The 17,927-nt window shown below is 60.2% G+C and carries 21 protein-coding genes; 3 read left to right on the top strand and 18 right to left on the bottom strand.

Going from position 1 to position 17,927, the window contains the following annotated elements; genetic code table 11:
- The 10 genes from AC4PR2_RS07290 to AC4PR2_RS07245 all read right to left on the bottom strand — a co-directional run bounded on the left by AC4PR2_RS07290 (nt 1) and on the right by AC4PR2_RS07245 (nt 9,056).
- Nucleotides 1-1,917, bottom strand: coding sequence for a BglG family transcription antiterminator (locus AC4PR2_RS07290; protein WP_089186491.1), 1,917 nt, complete (start codon nt 1,915-1,917; stop codon nt 1-3).
- A gap of 51 nt (nt 1,918-1,968) precedes the next feature.
- A complete protein-coding gene (locus AC4PR2_RS07285; protein ID WP_087763586.1) occupies nt 1,969-3,183 on the bottom strand; it encodes a lactonase family protein in 1,215 nt (404 codons plus the stop codon).
- Nucleotides 3,184-3,520: 337 nt separating this feature from the next.
- A complete protein-coding gene (dagF, locus tag AC4PR2_RS07280) occupies nt 3,521-4,261 on the bottom strand; it encodes a 2-dehydro-3-deoxy-phosphogluconate aldolase (protein ID WP_033648993.1) in 741 nt (246 codons plus the stop codon).
- On the bottom strand, nt 4,258-5,376 hold the full coding sequence (locus AC4PR2_RS07275) for a DgaE family pyridoxal phosphate-dependent ammonia lyase (protein WP_049273708.1): 1,119 nt from the start codon (nt 5,374-5,376) through the stop codon (nt 4,258-4,260). Before AC4PR2_RS07275 ends, dagF begins: the two co-directional genes overlap by 4 nt.
- Entirely contained in the window at nt 5,360-6,499 is a 1,140-nt protein-coding gene (locus AC4PR2_RS07270; RefSeq protein ID WP_060440973.1) for an amidohydrolase/deacetylase family metallohydrolase, read from the bottom strand. The genes AC4PR2_RS07275 and AC4PR2_RS07270 overlap by 17 nt, the downstream gene beginning before the upstream one ends.
- Before the next feature lie 63 nt (nt 6,500-6,562).
- Entirely contained in the window at nt 6,563-7,213 is a 651-nt protein-coding gene (locus AC4PR2_RS07265; RefSeq protein ID WP_048234891.1) for a DUF4310 family protein, read from the bottom strand.
- Between the two features lie 11 nt (nt 7,214-7,224).
- Entirely contained in the window at nt 7,225-8,001 is a 777-nt protein-coding gene (locus AC4PR2_RS07260) for a DUF4311 domain-containing protein (RefSeq protein WP_004937006.1), read from the bottom strand.
- A 30-nt stretch (nt 8,002-8,031) separates the two neighbouring features.
- Nucleotides 8,032-8,328, bottom strand: a complete 297-nt coding sequence (locus AC4PR2_RS07255; RefSeq protein WP_047729783.1) for a DUF4312 family protein — start codon at nt 8,326-8,328, stop codon at nt 8,032-8,034.
- Nucleotides 8,328-8,693 carry a glycine-rich SFCGS family protein gene (locus tag AC4PR2_RS07250; RefSeq protein ID WP_019453148.1) on the bottom strand — a complete coding sequence of 122 codons (366 nt, stop codon included), beginning with the start codon at nt 8,691-8,693 and terminating at the stop codon, nt 8,328-8,330. Before AC4PR2_RS07250 ends, AC4PR2_RS07255 begins: the two co-directional genes overlap by 1 nt.
- Nucleotides 8,694-8,729: 36 nt before the next feature.
- Nucleotides 8,730-9,056 carry a glycine dehydrogenase gene (locus AC4PR2_RS07245; RefSeq protein ID WP_369803947.1) on the bottom strand — a complete coding sequence of 109 codons (327 nt, stop codon included), beginning with the start codon at nt 9,054-9,056 and terminating at the stop codon, nt 8,730-8,732.
- Nucleotides 9,057-9,500: 444 nt separating this feature from the next.
- Here AC4PR2_RS07245 and rnk point away from each other — a divergent pair, with 444 nt between their 5' ends.
- Nucleotides 9,501-9,911, top strand: coding sequence for a nucleoside diphosphate kinase regulator (gene rnk / locus AC4PR2_RS07240; RefSeq protein WP_004936993.1), 411 nt, complete (start codon nt 9,501-9,503; stop codon nt 9,909-9,911).
- Between the two features lie 37 nt (nt 9,912-9,948).
- Here rnk and AC4PR2_RS07235 read toward each other — a convergent pair whose 3' ends face one another.
- The 3 genes from AC4PR2_RS07235 to AC4PR2_RS07225 are packed head-to-tail and all read right to left on the bottom strand — an operon-like array spanning nt 9,949 to nt 13,062.
- Nucleotides 9,949-10,737 (bottom strand): sulfite exporter TauE/SafE family protein, encoded by a 789-nt coding sequence (locus AC4PR2_RS07235; protein ID WP_060424644.1) that lies wholly within the window; start codon nt 10,735-10,737, stop codon nt 9,949-9,951.
- Complete coding sequence (locus AC4PR2_RS07230; RefSeq protein WP_197803614.1) at nt 10,730-11,611, bottom strand: formyltransferase family protein; 882 nt, start codon at nt 11,609-11,611, stop codon at nt 10,730-10,732. Before AC4PR2_RS07230 ends, AC4PR2_RS07235 begins: the two co-directional genes overlap by 8 nt.
- Nucleotides 11,608-13,062 (bottom strand): FAD/NAD(P)-binding protein, encoded by a 1,455-nt coding sequence (locus AC4PR2_RS07225; protein WP_060440971.1) that lies wholly within the window; start codon nt 13,060-13,062, stop codon nt 11,608-11,610. The genes AC4PR2_RS07230 and AC4PR2_RS07225 overlap by 4 nt, the downstream gene beginning before the upstream one ends.
- A 283-nt stretch (nt 13,063-13,345) precedes the next feature.
- On the opposite strand from AC4PR2_RS07225, the gene AC4PR2_RS07220 reads away from it, so the two are divergent.
- The gene (locus AC4PR2_RS07220; protein ID WP_060440970.1) at nt 13,346-14,128 is read left to right on the top strand and encodes an AraC family transcriptional regulator; all 783 of its coding nucleotides are present in this window, start codon (nt 13,346-13,348) and stop codon (nt 14,126-14,128) included.
- Nucleotides 14,129-14,132: 4 nt separating this feature from the next.
- On the opposite strand, the gene cybC is transcribed toward AC4PR2_RS07220, so the two are convergent.
- The 4 genes from cybC to AC4PR2_RS07200 all read right to left on the bottom strand — a co-directional run bounded on the left by cybC (nt 14,133) and on the right by AC4PR2_RS07200 (nt 16,858).
- The gene (gene cybC / locus AC4PR2_RS07215; protein ID WP_060440969.1) at nt 14,133-14,519 is read right to left on the bottom strand and encodes a cytochrome b562; all 387 of its coding nucleotides are present in this window, start codon (nt 14,517-14,519) and stop codon (nt 14,133-14,135) included.
- A 138-nt stretch (nt 14,520-14,657) separates the two neighbouring features.
- Nucleotides 14,658-15,998, bottom strand: coding sequence for a metalloprotease PmbA (gene pmbA / locus AC4PR2_RS07210; RefSeq protein WP_060424635.1), 1,341 nt, complete (start codon nt 15,996-15,998; stop codon nt 14,658-14,660).
- A gap of 175 nt (nt 15,999-16,173) precedes the next feature.
- Entirely contained in the window at nt 16,174-16,512 is a 339-nt protein-coding gene (locus tag AC4PR2_RS07205) for a helix-turn-helix domain-containing protein (protein ID WP_033636158.1), read from the bottom strand.
- The gene (locus AC4PR2_RS07200; protein ID WP_089186498.1) at nt 16,496-16,858 is read right to left on the bottom strand and encodes a type II toxin-antitoxin system RelE/ParE family toxin; all 363 of its coding nucleotides are present in this window, start codon (nt 16,856-16,858) and stop codon (nt 16,496-16,498) included. Before AC4PR2_RS07200 ends, AC4PR2_RS07205 begins: the two co-directional genes overlap by 17 nt.
- Nucleotides 16,859-17,048: 190 nt before the next feature.
- Between AC4PR2_RS07200 and yjgA the strand changes: the two genes are divergently transcribed.
- A complete protein-coding gene (yjgA, locus tag AC4PR2_RS07195) occupies nt 17,049-17,597 on the top strand; it encodes a ribosome biogenesis factor YjgA (protein WP_004936968.1) in 549 nt (182 codons plus the stop codon).
- A 30-nt stretch (nt 17,598-17,627) separates the two neighbouring features.
- Here yjgA and AC4PR2_RS07190 read toward each other — a convergent pair whose 3' ends face one another.
- Nucleotides 17,628-17,927 carry a barstar family protein gene (locus AC4PR2_RS07190; RefSeq protein ID WP_047730838.1) on the bottom strand — a complete coding sequence of 100 codons (300 nt, stop codon included), beginning with the start codon at nt 17,925-17,927 and terminating at the stop codon, nt 17,628-17,630.

Here is a 17,927-nt window from a genome sequence, read left to right as displayed (position 1 = left end):
TTAACTCCGGCTCAGGCAGTCCAGCGCCACCGCTTTAAAGCTGTCGAAGCTGTCGCTGCCCAACAGGCGGCTCATTGAGCGTTCACGCACGAAGGTGACGAACAGCTCGTAGATCGCCATCGCCTCTTCATAGTCGCTCTTGCTGATCGCCAGCAGGAAAATCACGTGCGCGACCTCGCCTTCTCCCCAGGCGACGCCCTGCGGCGCCAACAGTGTCACCACCACGGTCTTTTTGGCCAGCAGCCCCAGCGAGTGCGGCAGCGCGATGCCCTCGCCCAGCAGCGTGGAAACGATCGCCTCGCGTTCGACCAGCGACGGATAGAAGTCCGCGCCGACGTACCCTTCCCGCTCCAGCTGGCCGCACACCCGGCTGAACAGCTCCGCCTGCGTCAACGGCTCGTTGAGCACCATGAAATGCTCGGCGTCGAAGAACTTCTCCAGCATGTACGGTCGGGTGCGATCCACCAGCACCAGCTTGCCCAGTTGCTCCAGTTGGTAATCGGTCGGGAACGGCGACATCACCACCACCGGCTTGTTCTTTTCGCCGATGCGGGCGTTGGAAATCACGAAGTCTTCATCGATATGCTCAAGCATCTCGTAATCGCGCAGCGAGACAATGCGCGTCATCACCAGCTGCGGATACTTGCGCGCAATCTGCGCCTGGATCATGCGCACCGTCGAGTTGCCGGTATCGCACACCAGCATCACCTGCGGGTGGCGCTCATAACCGATGTTGTAATGCCGCTCCAGCCCCACGCCGATGTGCAGCACCAGATAGCCGATTTCGTTCTCGCTCAGGGTATAGGGGGTGTATTTGCCCCAGCTGGAGACCGCCGCCAGCGTCACGTCGTAAGCCATCGGATAGTGCTGCTTGATGTTGGCCAACAGCGGATTGGGGATATTGATCTGGTATTTCACCCGCGTAATCATGGTCTTGATATGGGTGAGCAGATCGGCCCGCAGCTGCTCGTCGCCCTGCAGGTTGTAGTTATAGTGTGCGTTGATGTAGGACAGGATGTAGTCCACCAGCGCTTCTTCATCGTCGGCGTTGATCTCGGTCGGCTGCACGTCCTGCACGCGCCGTGCGGCAATGTTGACCCGCAAATAGGCCTCTTCGGCCATCGAGATCTCTTTACCGGAGGCCGAACGCAGCTCCGCCGCCAGGCGGGTCGACACCTGACGCACCGCGTCGTCGCCGTCTTCCACCTCGAAGTCCGGCAGCGGATAGCCGTCGTTGATGCGCCGCAGCGCCACCGCGCAGTAGAAGATCAGGTACTGCTCGCCCTCGTCGGTCAGGCGAATGGCATATTGCGACAGCAGCGGGTGCAGCAATCCGGCGAACGCCGCTACCTGCGGCTGCAGCAGGATCTCGTTGTTGAGCAGCGGGTTCTCGGCGTCGGCCAGCTGCAGCTGGAACAGCAGATCGGTGAGACAGGCGCGGATCGCCATCTCGGCGCCGAACAGCTTCATGCCGTAGCGCGGCTTGGTTTCGATCGTCAATTGATAGTGCGCCAGACGCTCTCTCACCTCAGCCATGTCGTTTTGCAACGTACCGCGGCTGACGAACCACTCGTCGGCCAAATCCTCCAGTTTAAGGGAGAAGGCTGAGGTCAAAAAACGCACCAGCAGATAATGCACTCGCTCCTGCGCGCTGCGCGGGGTGGCGTGCTTGCGGCGCTCCTGATGCTGCAGAGCGCTGAACAGCGCGGCGTTATCGACCTGCAGGCGATAGCCGGCCCCGCGGCTATGCACGAAACGCGCGCCGTATTTGTCCAGAATCTCGTTCAGCGCGGTGATGTCCGCCCGCACCGTGCGGGTGGACACGGCGAAACGCTTCGCCAGCTCATCCTGCGGCAAAGTCTCGGTTTGCAAAGCATCGAACAAGTAAGCCAAACGCGGGTAAGGAAATCGCACCATTCTGTGTCCGTCAATCAGGCAACCCGCCCGGTGAACCGGGCGGGCCACGGGTTACTTCGGCGGCGGCAGGAACGCCATTTGCGAGGGGCTGCCGATCGGCAGATAGCCGCCCACAAAGCTGAGTTTGCCGTCCGTCGGATTTACGCTGAAACGGGTAACGTTATCGCTGCGCTGGTTCAACGCATACAGATAGCGGCCATCCGGGCTCAGCGCCAGCGAACGCGGGTAATCGCCGCGGGTCCAGGTTTCCGCCACCGGCTTCAACTCACCACCGGCGCCCACGCTGAACTGGGCAATGCTGTTATGCAGCCGGTTGGCGACGTACAGCGTGTCGCCGTTCTTGCTGAGCGCCAGCCCCGAAGCGAAGCTGGTGCCCTGATAGTCGGCGGGCAGTGCGGAAACCGCATGCAGTTGTTTCAGAGTACCTTTTTGGCGATCAAAACGGTAGCTGGTCAACGTCGAGGCCTCTTCGTTCACCAGCAGCACGGTTTCGCCGTCCGGATGGAACACAAAGTGACGCGGCCCCGCGCCGGCGGAAGAGGCGGCGATCCACGGCGGATCGTTCGGCGTCAGCCGGCCGCTCGCGGCGTCAAAGCGCCATTGGTAGATGCGATCCAACCCCAGATCGGTGGAGAACACGAACTTGCCGCTCGGATCGCTGGCGATCATATGGGCATGCGGGCCATTGTGATCGCTGATGGCGAAGCTGCCGTTCACCGCCGCCGCCGGTTTGGCCGCGCCCGCCGGGCCCTGCTGTTGCTGCACCGAGCTGGCGGCGCCCAGGCTGCCGTCCGCTTCGATCGGGAAAGCCGCCACGCTGCCGCTGACGTAGTTGGCCACCAGCAGATGCCGCCCGTCCGGCGTCGATGAGAGATACACCGGCCCCGCCCCCTGCGAATCTACCTGGTTGAGCTGCGTCAGGCCGCCGTCGGCAGGATTGACCCGGTAAGCGGTGATGCCGCCGTGTTTGCCGCCGTTGAAATCGGCCACTTCGCTGGCGACATACAGCGTCTTGCCATCGGCGCCCAGCGTCAGCTGCGCCGGATTCGGCACTTTGCTGACCAGCGTAGTGTGGCTCAGCGCGCCGCTGGCCGGATCGACCTGCACCCGATAAACGCCTTCGCCGTTGGGATTGTAGGTGCCGATATAGGCGAAATGAGATGACATGGAATTCATTGCATCCTCAGCATGCAGCGCCGGGCCGGTCACGGCCAGCAGCGCCAGGAACAACGCGGTGCGTCGGGTTGGAGTCTGCCAGTTTCGCATAGTAATCCTCAGTATATATCCGTCATCTTTCAAGCTGCAGCGTTGTTGGCTGCCCGCACTCACCCCAGTCACTTACTTAAGTAAGCTCCTGGGGCTCCTGCGCTTGCCGCCTAGCTGCAACTTGAAAGCTATAGGCTATAGCTAACGGCGACGCGGCATGCCGCGCCACGGGAAAACCTTCGCCTCCCAGCGTTATCCCGTCATACTTGAAGTTACTTCTGTGTTGGCTGCAAGCACTCCCCCCAGTCACTTACTTAAGTAAGCTCCTGGGGACTCATGCTCTTGCCGCCGGGAAGCAACTCCAATTATTTAGGGCATACCTCATCCCATTGCGCGTTCAGCCCACCAGCTTTTTGGTCATTGCCAGCAGGGTTTTCACGTCCTGCGGTCGCGTGTCGCCGCTGGCGGCGTCGATGATCGAGCTGTAGATATGCGGGATCACGCGTTTCACGCCGGCCGCCAGCGCGATCTCGACGATCGGCTCGTAGTTCTCCAGATCGATGCCGCCGGTCGGCTCCAGCATAAAGTCATGCTCGGCGCAGGCCTTGGCTACGTACTGGTATTCGTCCTTGCACTTCAGGCCGCCCATCGGGAAATACTTGATCGAGCTGCCGCCCATGTCCTTCAGCAAGGCGATGGCGGTTTCCACCGGCACGATGCCGTCAGGCGCTGCGGCACTCAATGGGCCGGTAGAAATCTTCACCCAGCCGACGCGGCCGGTCGGCGATACCAGGCCGTTGACCACGCTGTCGTTCTGGCCCAGCAGCGCGCGGCTGGCGCCGACGCCGGTAAACACCTGGTTAACGTGCTGCGGCTGCACCTGCTGAGCGATCAGGCTGACCATCGCCGACTGTTTCGGATCGCCGGCGCCCAGGCCGACCGAGAGCGCGTTTTCAATCAGGCGCGCATAGCGCAGCATGTCGGTCACCGCGCTGTCGACGTCCGGGTAGTTCTTGGAGAGTACGCCCACCAGCACATGGCCTTCCGCCGCGGCGTAGATGTCCTGCGCGTTGGCTTTGGAGCCGGCCAGCACGTTCAGGCAGACGCGGTCGCGATAGTAGTTAGGCTGCAGCTTCATGCTTGTTTCTCCGTAAACAGGTTCTTGATACAGCTAAAGACGGTCATCAGCTGTTGCTCGTCGACGCTGCGCACGTCGACCTCAATCTTGCCCTCGTTGGCCTTGTAGCCGCGGAAGTAGATGGCAATATCGCCGGTTTTCAGCGCCTGAACGATGTCATAGGTCGACCGCCCCAGCACCGCTTCGTCGAAGGTGATCTCGGCGCGGGCGATATCGCGGCCGGCGCTGTCCCAGACGGTTTTGGCGCTGACGCCGGTCAGGGTGTTGAGGCTGTCGAGGAACGGCGTCATCCGCGCCACCATCTGTTGCCCGGTGGTTTTCTCAAGCGTCAGATAGCTTTCAATCGCCTGCGTCAGGCCGAGGATGCCCTCTTTGCCGACCTTCATCGCCCGGCCGATACCGCCGGACTGCAGCTTCACCCACTCGACGTACTGTTTCTTGCCGATCACGAGACCGCTGGTCGGCCCCTCGATGGCTTTGGCGCCGCTGTAGATCACCAGATCGGCCCCCATCTGGTAGTAACACATCAGATCTTCTTCCGCCGCGGCGTCGACGATCAGCGGCAGGTTATGCTTGCGCGCCACTACCGCCGCCTGTTCGACGGACAAAATGCTTTTCTGCACGCAGTGGTGCGATTTGACGTACAGGATCGCCGCCGTCTGCGGCGTGATGCAGGCTTCAATCTGCTCCGGCGAACATTCATTGGCGTAGCCCGCCTCCACCACCTTGCCGCCACCCAGCGCCACCATGGTGTCCACCGGCGCGCCGAAGTTGACGTTGTGACCGCGCGGCAACACGATCTCGCGCGGCACGGCGATCGGCGCCGAGTGCAGGTTCACCAGCAGATTGGCGTTATCTTTGACGATCGCTGCCGCCACCGACTGGGCGATGCCCGCCGAGGCGCAGGAAACGATCACCGCGTCCTCCACGTTGAGCAGATCGGCGATGTAGGCGCCGGTCTTGTTGACCAGATCCTTGATTTCGAAATAGTGATTCAGGCCGTAGTCAACGGCGTCAATCACGTCCTGGCGCGGCGTGGAAACGCCGAGAATGGTCATGCGGCCGGAGGTGTTGATCACCTGCTTCAAACCGTATTTTTCATAAATCGAAGACATGGGCTGCCTCCCCTTGTTCGGTTAATAGGATTTCCCCGGCCACCACCGCGGCCAGCGGCACCAACAGCTGTTCGCCCTCGGCGGTTTGCCCTTCGGCGTCGGCGAACACCTGCGGTTCGCGGCGCAGTTCAAACAGCGTGAAATCGGCGTCATAACCCGGCTCCAACCGCCCTTTGCCGCTCAGCTGCAGCGCCGACGCGGCGTTCTCCGTCACGCAGGCGATCACCTGCGGCAGCGTCAGGCCGACGCTGAAGAATTTGGACATCACCGTCGCCAGGCTGTGCACCGGCCCGTTCATGCGGTTGCGGCAGTAAATATCTGAGCTGATGGTATGCGGCAAAATGCCCAGCGAGATCGCCTGGCGCGCCACCTCGAAGCTGAAGCTGGCGGTGCCGTGCCCCACGTCGAGCAACACGCCGCGCCGCAGCGCCCGCTGGATCGACTCGCGCAGCGTGCCCGCCGGCGTCAGAATGCGGTTCGGTTTGCCGTTGTAGCAGTGGGTGATGATGTCGCCACGGGTCAGCAGATCGGCGATCTCGTCCAGATTCGGCGGGTTGTTGCCGATATGCACCATCAGCGGCAGCTGGCGGTTTTCCCGCTGGATCTCTTTGGCCAACACCAGCGGCCGGGTGCCGTTCTTGCCCACCACGCTGCTGCTCATGCGCGCCTTGATGCCGATGATAAAACCGGGATGGTTGGCGATGGCCTGGCCGGCCTCGTGCTTGTCGATATCCGTCAACTCCGCCAGCTCGTTCTGCCGCAGCAGGCCGATGCGCGAGATGTTGAGGAAGGCGAACACGTTGGTTTTGGCGCTGCGCGTCAGCTGATAAAAGGCGTCGATATCGTCGGCGCCGGTGCTGCCGGCATCGACCACGCTGGTGACACCGCTGGCGACGCCGACCCGATCGGGCTCGTCATGGTAAATCGGCGAGTCGGGATAGCAGTGCACGTGCGCATCGATCCAACCGGCGCTCAGGCGGCAGTTGCCCGCCAGATCCAGTTGGCGAACGGCGCTGACGTCCGCCGCCAACCGCCCGACCGAGGCTATTTTGCCGTCTTTCACCGCCAGATCGATCAGCGTGTCGTCCGCCAGTCTGGCACCTCTGATTACTAAGTCATACATACCGCATTGCTCCTGTTAGCCCGGGCGCCGCCGCAGCATCGGGCGGCGCCTGGCGCAGGCCTCTTAAGAAATGGCTACCGGGAAGATCGCCCCCAGGATCATCGCGCCGAGGATCGCTCCGCCGGTGATCGGTTTACCCCAGATATAGAACAGCAGCGCGCCGAGCAGCGAACCGATGCCGATCGGGATCGAGGCGGTCATCGCCGACAGGATGATCAACGGCCCGAGGAAGCGGCCCGACGAGTTGCCCGCGCCCATCATCACGTCCGCCCCGTAGGTGGAGTTGCTCTGATTGATGGTGAATTTGCGCGCCAGGATGATCACGTAACCGATCGCCAGGCCGATGACGAGGCCGGTGGCCAGCGAAGCGGCGAAGTTGGCGACCGGGAACACGATGCCGGCCCCCAGCAGCAGCGCCGGTACGCCCAGCCCGACGCCGGTCTGGATCGCGCCACCGATGTCCAGGATCCCCACCAGCGAACCTTCGATGATGCGCGCGAACAGGAAGCTGGCGCCGAACGCCGCCACCGCGCCATACACGCCGGTATCCATCCCCGCCCGCAGCATGGAAACGAACGCCACTTCGTTAAAGGCGCCGATGCCGTACAGGTAGTACATGTGCGTCCCGGCGAACACGCCGGAGGACAGCAGGCCAACAAAAATCGGGAATGACCAGTCGGCGTACCAGAAGCCTTTTTGGGTTTGCTCTTCCATCATCCCGCTCCTTATTTACCGCTCAGGGTGTTGTGAATGGCGTCCAGCCAGCCCGGCACGCCGAGGCTGAAGGACTCGAGAACTTTCATGTCGAAGCCGCGGAAGAAGCCGCTCAGCACGAACAGCAGCACGATCACCGCCATCATGATCTTGGTGATCTTGTTCCAGCCACTCTCTTCCACGCCTTTGCCGATCAGAATGCCCAGCACCAGGCCCGGTACGGCGTTGCCCATGATCAGCTGCGCCAGGCCACCGAAGATGGTGCCCCAGAAGCCGGAACGGCGGCCGGCGTCGATCGCCGCCAGCCAGAAGATCACCGGCATCACGGTGTTCACCAGCAGGTTGGCCGCCGGCACCAGCACCTTGATCGCGGTGACCTGCAGCGCGGCAGGCACGGCGGAAGCGGTGGTATTGAGGAACGCCACCACCAGCATGCCGATGATGCCGCAGGCAATGGCCATTTTTTTCGGATCGTGCAGCGTTTGCGCCAGATTGCGGTTCTTGACCATCAGGGCCGCCGCACCCCAGTGCGGGATGATGCGGTGGTCGACGTCCTGCGTGAAGGAGCCCGCCGCCACGGAAGACGCCCAGGCGTTGAAGAAGAAGCCCAGACCGAATGAGAAGTGGGAAGCCGGATCGCCCTCGCAGGAATTCAGCTCGCCCAGGGTGCGAAACGCCCCCATGCCCTGTGTTGTCGGTGCGTGGAACATGCGCGCGGCGCCGGCCCCTACGCCGACCCCCACCAGCCCACCGATAATAATCGATTTAAATAAGATGATTAAAAACATCAGTATACCCTTTCATTTATGCTAACGTTTTTATTTCGTGACGAAGACAACCTTCTCGGTATTGATAATGGTTACGTTCACGGTTATTTCCAGAGAAACGGCATAGCGCTTTCTTTCACGCGGCAAAAAGAAGAAAAGAAATTTCTCTTTAGTTATTTTCTCTTCCGCTTTCACTACGCTGACGTCCTGCGGCTCGATACGCAGCAGAATATTGTTGGTGGACTTTAATACCGCTCCCTGCACATTAGCCAAGGCGGAAGCAAAAGCTTTCGCTTTGCTGTCGCCTTTACCCTCCACCTTTACCGATGTGGTATATTGCTCTTTCATTATGGATTGCCATGTTTTTTGACGTAGGCTTCCACCAGTTTCTGGCCCAGCTCTTCTTTATCCATAAAGCCGAAGCCCAGCACGTTGTAGCCTTCGTTAATTGCCGTCACGCCCTCTTCCACCGAACGCATGCCATATTTAGCCTTGTAGCCGTGTTTGGTTTGCGCGGTAATCGCGCCGGCGCCGCCGCTGCCGCAAAAAGAGATGCCCAGCTGCGCGTTTTCCGCTTTCATGACGTCGCCGAGCTTCATGTCCGCCGCGACGCCGGGGATGACTACCGCTTTTCCGCCTGCGCTTTCAACGCCTTGGCCAACTTTTTGCCCTTTGCCCAGACGATCGCCGATCACTACGGTAATTTGACCCATGGTATATTCTCCTGATTGAAATCGATGCGTTAACCGCTATGCGTTATTATCTTTCGCCACTTCGAAGTGCACTGACAGCAAATAGGCTTCTTCGATAGGCAATGTGCCAAACTGATTCACCACGCGCTCCGCCATTTGCATGGATTCGGCAGAGATTTCGTCGAACAACGATTTATCCACCTCCGGCAACGGCTCACCGGTTATTGAACGCAGCACCATGGCGCGAATATGCGATTCCAGCATCTGTTGCTGCACCGCATTGGTATAAATATTTTCAGCATTCAGCATCGCGGTAATATCCGCCAACACCCGAGCAGCGATCGCTCCGGCTTCGCTGACATCGGATTGTTCAATTTCTTTTATCGAAGCAGATCCATCATTCACTTTTCAGTACCCCTAGATCCTACATTAATCAGTAAGCCGTAAAGCGCATCACCTGAATAACCCGCTTTCTGTGATGTCTTTACCCTACCCTCGGTAGGATTTTCTGTGTAGACCGGTTTTTTCCAGTTCGAAGTGGAAATCGAATGACGCGCGGGGATCCATTTCGCAAAACGGCGCGGCGGTGAAAAAGTCAATGAGATAACAAATAGATAACCGGGCTAACCGTTTCTTTTGCCACGATTGACGATAAAAGCCTTCGTGATCGGGATCTCTTTCTTTTCTCGCCCCAACCGCCTACTATCAATAGGACAAATCGACATTACCCACACCCCCGCTCCTCTGGCGCGGGGGTGTTGCTTTGTGTTGTTTTTCCGAATTTATGGGTGCACAGACTGGCACCCTTTGATTTGACTGGAGAGTGGAATGACCAAACCCATCATTACTATTAATGAGCTGGATGCGGAACGCCTGGATGCGCTATTGGAACAACCGGCCTTTGCCAACACCGACGTCGCCGCCGCGCTGAACGACGAGTTGGATCGCGCGGAAATCCTGCCGCCGGAGAAAATGCCGGCCAACGTGGTGACCATGAACAGCCGCGTGCGTTTTCGCGATCTGCACACCGATGAAGAGCACGTGCGCACGCTGGTTTACCCGGCATCGCTGAAAGACAGCCACGATCAGCTGTCGGTAATGGCGCCGCTGGGCGCAGCGCTGCTCGGCATGCACGTCGGCAAGCAGATCTCCTGGCAATTGCCGAACGGTGAAGAAGCGCGGATTGAAGTGCTGGAATTGCTGTACCAGCCGGAAGCGGCGGGCGAATACCACCGTTAAGCGGTTCTCAGGGCGGCATCCGGCCGCCCTTTCTGTTTCAGAGGCAAATAGCGATCAGCACGGCGATCAGCAGCAGCACGTAGATTTTGGCATGCAGCGCATCGCTCACCTTAGGCAAACAGCGCCTGGCAAACACGATCCCCGCAATCCCCGCGACCACCAGCAACCCCAGAATGTTCAGATTGACGTAGCCCAGATACTGCGGCCCGCTCATCTCGTGCCACCCCAACACGATATACATCAGCGCCCCGATCACCGCCACCGGGATCGACAGCGGATTAGCGGCGCTGACGCAATACTTCATGTCGTAACCATGGCGGCGCAGCAGCGGCACGGTCATCACGCTGCCGCCCACCCCCAGCAGGGTGGCGATGCCGCCGATCAGCGGCCCACCGCCCCACAGCGTAACGGGGGACAGTTCGGCGCGCGCCGGTTTGATCAAAAAACCCCGGCGGAACAGGCAGTCGGCGATGGTCACTGCCATATAGACCACAAACAGCCCGCGGATCACGCCGTCCGCCAGCAGCGAAGAGGCGAACGCGCCCAGCGCCGCGCCGATGCCGATGAAAAAGATCAGCGGCACGATGGTTTCACGCAGCAGGTTGCCGCTGCGCCAGTTGGTCAGCGTGGCGTAACTCGCGTTGAGGATCATCACCGCCGTCGAGGTCGCCACCGCGATATGCATCGCCTGGCCGGGCTGCTCGCCCGAGGCGGAGATCAGGTGATAGACGAAAGGCACCACCACAAAGCCGCCGCCGAAGCCGAACAGAATGGTGGTGATGCCGGTCAGAAAACCGGCACCCAGTACAATCAAGGTTTCAATCATGGCCGTGCGCCCGCACGAAGTCGTCGAACCCGGCGCAGAACTGCCCCGCCAGCGGGTGGAAACGATCGCCGACGAACAGCCCCAGATACTGCTCTCGCACGGCGTCATGGTCCACCAGCTCAATGCCCGCCTGCTCTGCCTGCGCCAGCGTCTGCGCGTCCGGGAAGCCCCAGTAGCGCGAATCGCCCTGCTTTTCCGCCGCTATCGCTTCGCTATGCTCCGCCCGCATCAGCTGGCGCGCCAGGAAAGTGCCGCTCTGCACGCCCAACAGCATCATGTTTTCCAGGAACGACAGATCGTGACGCAGCTCGGCGGGCAGGCGGGCGATCACCGGGCCGGCGTCCCAGTGCTCATCCATTTCATGCAGCGTTACCGCACAGTCCCTGTCACCGTTCATCATCGCGCGGAACAGCGTCATCACCCCACGATAGCGCGGCAAATCCCCCGGATGCAGGTTCCAGAGCAGCTTGCCGCGTCGGCTGAAGGCGCGCACATAGTCGGCGGAGAATTTCTGATAACAGCGCAGGGAGATCACCCCATCCATATGCTCCAGGCTGCTGATAAACGCGGTGTCGTTGATGTCGAGAACGCGATGCGCTTTGACCCCGGCGGCGGCCAGGAACAGCGCCGGCGGCTGATAGGCGCCCTCGCAGGCGGCGGCGTTGCGGCCCACGAACGGGAACACGAAATCGTTCAGCACTTCGCGCTCATACAGCCCCAGGCGGCGAACAGCCGGCTCCTGCGTGCGCCCGGCGCTTTTCGCCAGGGGGAAATACACCGTAAAGGCACACTCGCCTTTCAGGGCGGCGATCAGATCCTGACACACCAGCCAGGAGAAAATGTCGTTGCCGACAAAGAGCGCTACGTTTTTCATACTTCAGCCTTCTTTGCGTTGAAAATAGGGTTGTTAAACACGATCTTGCTAATATCCCGCGTGATGGACTCCATCGCCGAGGTGTAAAACAGATCGCCCTTGGCGGGCGCGCCGAGCGAGTAGAGATGCTGCTCGCGGCCGCGCCGGTCGGCGATTTTCAGCGTGTGCGGGTTGCACTTCACGCCGCCGAACAGGTTCTCTTGCACCAGCCCGTCTTGCAGCAGCTGATGGCTCAGGCGGTTGGGCGGCAGTTGATAGGAAGGCGTGGTGCAGTTGAACAGATACTGCGCGTGCACCCGCGTCTCATGGCAACGGAGGGTAAACCCGTCCGCTCCCTTGCTGATATCCGCCAGGCCGCCGCAGGCGCGCAGGCGTTGGCTCTCCAGCGCCGCCACGATCTTGTTGGCGTTCTTGATCGGCATGGCGTGCCGATTGCGCATCCAGGAGGAGTTGTAAAAGCGCATGAAGACCTGCCGGTTGTTGGCATCCATCTTGACCCAGGCGGCGCACACCGCCGGGTGGATCGCCGCCAGATAGCTGCAAATATGCTCCCGGGCAAAACGCGCGCGATCGAGGCTGTCTGCCAGATCGCGATAGCAATCGCGCCTTTCCCCCAGCGCCGAGAGCACCGTCAACCGCTCCGGCCCCGGATAGTGGCGCGCCAGCGCGGCATTGATCGCATGCACCAGCTGATGCGCGTCAATGAAATCGCAGCCGGCGACAAAGCGCCGCACCCCCTCCACAAACGCCTCCGGCGGCGGACGCATCAGCGCCGGCTGCACGCTGGGGAACAGGCCCGAGCGCGATAAAGCGCAGATGTCGGTCGCCCCCAGGCGCTCCATCAGCTCTACGATGGCGTCAATCGCCGTCAGGCTGCAGCCGATCACGCCGATGGTCGAATAAGGGTTGATCGGCGGCAGATCCTGGTGGGCCTGATAGGCGATCACCCCGTCCACCGGATAGAGACATTCCGGCGGGTTGTGCCCTGAGCACAGCACCAGCGCGTTCATCTGCTCGGCGCCGCCGCAGGCGGTGGTCAGCCGATAGCCGGCTTCGTGCGGCGCGATGGCATTCACTTCGGCGGTCACGAAATTCAGCGTCACATTACTGTCCGCCGCCATATAAATCGTCATGTCGCGAATAAAATCGAGATATTCCCGATACAGCCAGCGCGGCGGATAACGATCCTGGCAAAACTGCGGGAAATGCATGGCAATCCAATCAACAAAGTGCGCATCGTCGAAAATATCCGCCGACATGTTTTCCGGCGTCATATTTAATATATGGCTGTCAAAATCGCTGCTGTATGCCATACCGCCTTTGAAGCCCTGCTTGTCGAAAACCTTCAGGGAAAGCGGTCTTTTGCAATGATTAACCGACTTATTTTTTATAAAGTTATACGCAAAAGATATCCCGGCGGCTCCGCCGCCAATCACACCGAACTTATACATGAAATATCACCTTATAGTCATTGAGCTGCACTAAGAACTATTGCTTCAGGTGTTGGAATAAAATGACGCTTTATTCCTTATTAACTTCTTGTATTGCGAGAACGAGAACGTTCGTCCCACCCCGGTGTGAAAACTTGCATGGGTTGCCTGGCCGATAAAATAGCGGCGCCCCGAACAAGCGTTATTTTTCTGCCCCGATAGTAGGGCGACGGCCGTTGGCTTGCTTTATATGAAGGGCCAACTATCATTGCGTTTCGGCCAATCTGCCCGCCAAAGAGGACACATGCGCAATGTCCGCATTGATGACATCGACCACGTAACGCGCGCGGTGATCGCCATCGGCACCGACTACCCGCCGGGGCATCTGCTGCCGATGCACAGCCACCGGCGCGCGCAGTTGCTGTACGGCGCCACTGGCGTCATGCACGTATTCACCCAGCAAGGCAATTGGGTCGTCCCGCCGCAGCATGCGGTGTGGCTGCCGCCGCAGATGCCGCACGCGGTGAGGATGGTCGGCGTCACCACCCGCAGCCTGTACCTCGAACCCGGCGCATTGCCCGCCGAACGGCCGCAGGTCTGCCAGGTGGTCAGCGTCACCCCGCTGATGCGCCAGCTGTTGATGGCGGCGGTGGATATGCCGCTGGAGTATGAGCGAGACGGGCGCGACGGAGCGCTGGCAACGCTGCTGCTGCATGAGTTGGCCCGGCTGCAACCCTTGCCGTTGCACATCCCGCTGCCCGCCGATCATCGGCTGGGCGAGCTGTGCCACGCCTTTTTGCAGCACCCCGACGCCCACGACTCCGCGCAGCGGTGGGCGCCTCGTCTGTACATGAGCATCCGCACCTTCAGCCGCTTCTTTCGCGCGCAGACCGGCCTGCCGTTTTCGCAATGGCGCCAGCGCGCCTGCGTGGTGCTGGCGTTGGCGCTGCTGGCCGAAGGGCGCAGCGTAACGCAGGTGGCGATGGAGATGGGATATGACAGCAGCGCGGCGTTTTCAACCATGTTTCGCCGCGTGCTGGGGCAGGCGCCCTCCTCCTATCTGACGGAAGACGGGCGCGACGGTTGACGGGTTAGCGGAATTTCTTGTGGTTGGCGTCGCGGGTCTGTTTGAACCCCTGCGCCAGCTGCTTCGCTTCGGCGACTTTGCCCTGATTGGCCAGCGCCAGCGCCTGATCGATCTGGCCGATCAGGGTATCCAGCCCGTGGCGGAAATCTTTCATTTCCGGACTGTCGGCGGCTTTGTCCTCCAGCTTCGGCGGAGTGCCCTGTTTGGCGTCCTGCGCGGCGGCGCGCATGTTTTGCAGGCTCTGTTTAAGGGTAGCGGCGGAATCGGTATTCAGCACCGTTTTATAGTTTTCCGCCAGGGTGTCCATATCGTCGCCCAGATCGGCGGCGGCCGCCAGCGAACTGGCCGCCAGCAGCGTCAACGCCGCCAACGCTTTCAGGGTATTCTGCATGTTTGCTCACCTTCCAGTTATTGTTTTAATAAACCCACCGTTACCATAGGCAAGGCCGGGCAAAACCGAAACCGGAGATTTGTAAGCAAGGTTGAGGCGGGATAACGCGCAGCCGGCAGGCACCGGCCGCGCAGAGGATCACTGACCGGCGATCTTCATTTCCGGCAGCAGCACCGAACCGCACTGGATATTGCTGCGGGTTTCGATATCGCTGCCGACGCTGACGATATTGCGCAGCATGTCTTTCAGGTTGCCGGCGATGGTGATCTCGCTGACCGGGTATTGGATCTCGCCGTTTTCGACCCAGAAACCGGCGGCGCCGCGCGAGTAATCGCCGGTAACGCCGCTGACGCCCTGGCCCATCAGCTCGGTCACCACCAGGCCGGTGCCAAGCTGTTTCAACATGCCGGCAAAGTCCGCGCCCTGCCCGGCAATGCGCCAGTTATGGATGCCGCCGGCATGACCGGTGCTGTGCAGGCCCAGCTTGCGCGCCGAGTAGCTGGTCATCAGCCAGGTTTGCAGCACGCCGTCCTTGACGATATCGCGCCGCTGGGTGCGCACGCCCTCGCTGTCGAACGGCGTCGACGCCAGCCCTTTCAGCAGGTGCGGATGCTCCTCGACGGTCAGCCACGCCGGCAGGATCTGTTTGCCGAGCGAGTCCAGCAGGAAGGTCGACTTGCGGTAAACGCTGCTGCCGCTGATGGCGCCCACCAGATGGCCGAACAGCCCGGTGGCCACCTCGGAGGCAAACAGCACCGGCGCCTTCATGGTCGACAGTTTGCGCGGCGCGAGGCGCGCCAGCGTGCGGCGGGCGCACTCCTGCCCCACCCATTCGGGGCTGTGCAGATCGCCCATCGCACGGCCGATGGTGTAAGCGTAATCTCGCTCCATATCGCCGTCCTGCTCAGCAATGACGCAGCTGGACAGCGAGTGGCGGCTGGAACAGTAGCTTTGCAGCATGCCGTGGCTGTTGCCGAACACCTTGATGCCGTAGTGGCTGTTGAAGCTGCCGCCTTCGGTGTTGGTGATGCGCTTGTCCGCCGCCAGCGAAGCCTGCTCGGCACGCGCCGCCAGCTCGATGCCGCGCTCGGCGTCCAGTTCGATCGGGTGGAACAGATCGAGATCCGGCGCCTCGAACGCCAGCAGATCTTTCTCCGCCGGGCCGGCGCAGGGATCTTCAGAGGTGTAGCGCGCGATATCCAACGCCGCCTGCACGGTGCGGGCGATGGCGTCCGGGCTGAGATCGGTGGAAGAGGCGCTGCCTTTGCGCTGACGGTGATACACGGTGATACCCAGCGCGCCATCGCTGTTGAACTCGACGTTTTCCACCTCGCCGAAGCGGGTACTGACGCTGATGCCGGTCGATTTGGTGACCGCGACTTCCGCCGCGTCGGAACCGGCGCGGGCCAGCTCCAGCGCCTGAGAAACGGCCTGTTCCAGCGCCTTGCGCTGTTCTGCAACTTGAGTGACTACTTTCATCAATCTGCCATAATTAATCAGAAAATCGTTGAGAAAAGTGCCGGAGCGGCGTAGTTGTGCACGCGGGGCGGCGCGCAAAAATCCTGAGATCTCTGCCGTTGAGTCTAACAGGAACCGCGTTGAATTTCGCATAAAGCCGAACTGCAAAGCCGGGATAACATGCAAAAGCCGCGCATTACTCGACGATCAGTTTTACCGACTTGCCGATATTCGCCATCATGTTGACCAACGCGTCCAGCGTGAACTTCTCGGTTTTCTGATTCACCACGTCGGACACGCGCGGCCGGGAAGTGTGCAGATAACGCGCCGCCTCCTCTTGGCGATAACCTTCTTCCTCAATCCACGCGCTAATCTCACCCATCAGCTGTTTTTTCAGTGCGATAAGCTGCGCAATTTCCGCATTGGACTGCGCTTGCAATTGCCGAGCCTCGTCGGCGGAAAATCCCAGATCCGCAAACACATTGCCGCCTGCGGGCGTAACGTGGCGTGAACCGGTATCAATCGGTTTGGTCATGACCTTTACTCCGCTCATTAATAACCGCGTCATAACGCGCTTTGATTATCTGAATATCGTGGCGGCTGGTTTTCTCCGTCTTCTTCTGAAAGCTGTGCAAGACGTAGATCGCTTCGCTGAACTTTGCCACATAGACCACCCTGAACGCGCCGCCGGTGACATATAAACGGATTTCGATAACGCCGCTTCCGCAGCTGACCATCGGTTTCCAATTACCGGGTTCCAGACCTCTTTGCACTTTACTCAGTTCAAATCCTGCCGCTTTTCGCGCATCGATTGGAAAGGCCAGCAAATCCGCTAACGATGAACCGCGCCAATCAATGGCTTTCTCGATGCCATCATCCATGAATACCATCTCCTTTTGTATAAAATTTTATACAAACATGATGATAAAAACAACAGCATGAATTCAGAGGACAGGTGCCAAGACATGATTGTGCCCCAGCGCGGCAGCTATACTCAGTTTGCTCAAGGCACGCAATTGGCGGGTTGCCGGACAACCTGTTAGGATTAGCCTCTTTTTAACGGAGCCTACCATGAACAAACAGCCTGAAGACTGGCTCGACGATGTCCCGGAGAATGAAAACGAGGACGATGACGAGATTATCTGGGTCAGTAAAAGTGAGATTAAACGTGATGCCGAAGCGCTGAAAGACCTGGGGGCCGAAATGGTCGATCTGGGCAAAAACGCGCTGGACCGCATTCCGTTGGACGAAGATCTGCGTGCCGCCATCGAGCTGGCGCAAAAGATCAAGAAAGAGGGCCGTCGCCGTCAGCTGCAGCTGATCGGCAAGATGCTGCGCGCCCGCGATATCGAGCCGATCCAGACCGCACTCGACAAGCTGAAAAACCGCCACAACCAGCAGGTTTCGCTGTTCCATAAACTGGAAGCGCTGCGCGACCGCCTGGTGGAAGAAGGCGATGACGTCATTCCGTCGATCCTGGATCTGTATCCGGCCGCCGATCGCCAACAGCTGCGTTCACTGGTGCGCAACGCGCAGAAAGAGAAGGCTGCCAACAAGCCGCCTAAGGCTTACCGCCAAATCTTCCAATACCTGCGCGAGCTGGCCGAAGCGGCCGACTAAGCGCCGCCGCCATCCCGGGATGAAGCCGTTTCATCCCCGGTGATGGGCCGGCTCGCCGCTGCTTTCGCGGATATTGAAGCGCAGGCTGCCTTCCAGCTCTTCTTCCGCCTCTTCAAACAGCAGAATGATCGCGCCGAAACGACGCTTGCTGCGGGCATTCAGGTGAGTGAACTCGATTTCCACCGGCAGGCCGATATCGCCGGTCACCACGTCCCACAGCGCGTCGAGGTTGGCGCCGAACCCCTCGTCCAGCGCAAACTTGCGCGCGAAATCGCGGTAGAAGGCCGGCACATCCTGGATCTGTTCAAAATCAAACTCTACTTTTGCCAT

It is taken from the genome of Serratia sp. A07 (genome assembly GCF_058725505.1).
Note: the sequence above shows the minus strand (reverse complement) of the source record. Positions and strands in the feature narration are given on the sequence as shown.

Coding starts and splice junctions, on each gene's coding strand:
- AC4PR2_RS07290 (WP_089186491.1), bottom strand. CDS start 1,917: ATGGTGCGATTTCCTTACCCGCGTTTGGCTTACTTGTTCGATGCTTTG.
- AC4PR2_RS07285 (WP_087763586.1), bottom strand. CDS start 3,183: ATGCGAAACTGGCAGACTCCAACCCGACGCACCGCGTTGTTCCTGGCG.
- dagF (WP_033648993.1), bottom strand. CDS start 4,261: ATGAAGCTGCAGCCTAACTACTATCGCGACCGCGTCTGCCTGAACGTG.
- AC4PR2_RS07275 (WP_049273708.1), bottom strand. CDS start 5,376: ATGTCTTCGATTTATGAAAAATACGGTTTGAAGCAGGTGATCAACACC.
- AC4PR2_RS07270 (WP_060440973.1), bottom strand. CDS start 6,499: ATGTATGACTTAGTAATCAGAGGTGCCAGACTGGCGGACGACACGCTG.
- AC4PR2_RS07265 (WP_048234891.1), bottom strand. CDS start 7,213: ATGGAAGAGCAAACCCAAAAAGGCTTCTGGTACGCCGACTGGTCATTC.
- AC4PR2_RS07260 (WP_004937006.1), bottom strand. CDS start 8,001: ATGTTTTTAATCATCTTATTTAAATCGATTATTATCGGTGGGCTGGTG.
- AC4PR2_RS07255 (WP_047729783.1), bottom strand. CDS start 8,328: ATGAAAGAGCAATATACCACATCGGTAAAGGTGGAGGGTAAAGGCGAC.
- AC4PR2_RS07250 (WP_019453148.1), bottom strand. CDS start 8,693: ATGGGTCAAATTACCGTAGTGATCGGCGATCGTCTGGGCAAAGGGCAA.
- rnk (WP_004936993.1), top strand. CDS start 9,501: ATGACCAAACCCATCATTACTATTAATGAGCTGGATGCGGAACGCCTG.
- AC4PR2_RS07235 (WP_060424644.1), bottom strand. CDS start 10,737: ATGATTGAAACCTTGATTGTACTGGGTGCCGGTTTTCTGACCGGCATC.
- AC4PR2_RS07230 (WP_197803614.1), bottom strand. CDS start 11,611: ATGAAAAACGTAGCGCTCTTTGTCGGCAACGACATTTTCTCCTGGCTG.
- AC4PR2_RS07225 (WP_060440971.1), bottom strand. CDS start 13,062: ATGTATAAGTTCGGTGTGATTGGCGGCGGAGCCGCCGGGATATCTTTT.
- AC4PR2_RS07220 (WP_060440970.1), top strand. CDS start 13,346: ATGCGCAATGTCCGCATTGATGACATCGACCACGTAACGCGCGCGGTG.
- cybC (WP_060440969.1), bottom strand. CDS start 14,519: ATGCAGAATACCCTGAAAGCGTTGGCGGCGTTGACGCTGCTGGCGGCC.
- pmbA (WP_060424635.1), bottom strand. CDS start 15,998: ATGAAAGTAGTCACTCAAGTTGCAGAACAGCGCAAGGCGCTGGAACAG.
- AC4PR2_RS07205 (WP_033636158.1), bottom strand. CDS start 16,512: ATGACCAAACCGATTGATACCGGTTCACGCCACGTTACGCCCGCAGGC.
- AC4PR2_RS07200 (WP_089186498.1), bottom strand. CDS start 16,858: ATGGATGATGGCATCGAGAAAGCCATTGATTGGCGCGGTTCATCGTTA.
- yjgA (WP_004936968.1), top strand. CDS start 17,049: ATGAACAAACAGCCTGAAGACTGGCTCGACGATGTCCCGGAGAATGAA.
- AC4PR2_RS07190 (WP_047730838.1), bottom strand. CDS start 17,927: ATGGCAAAAGTAGAGTTTGATTTTGAACAGATCCAGGATGTGCCGGCC.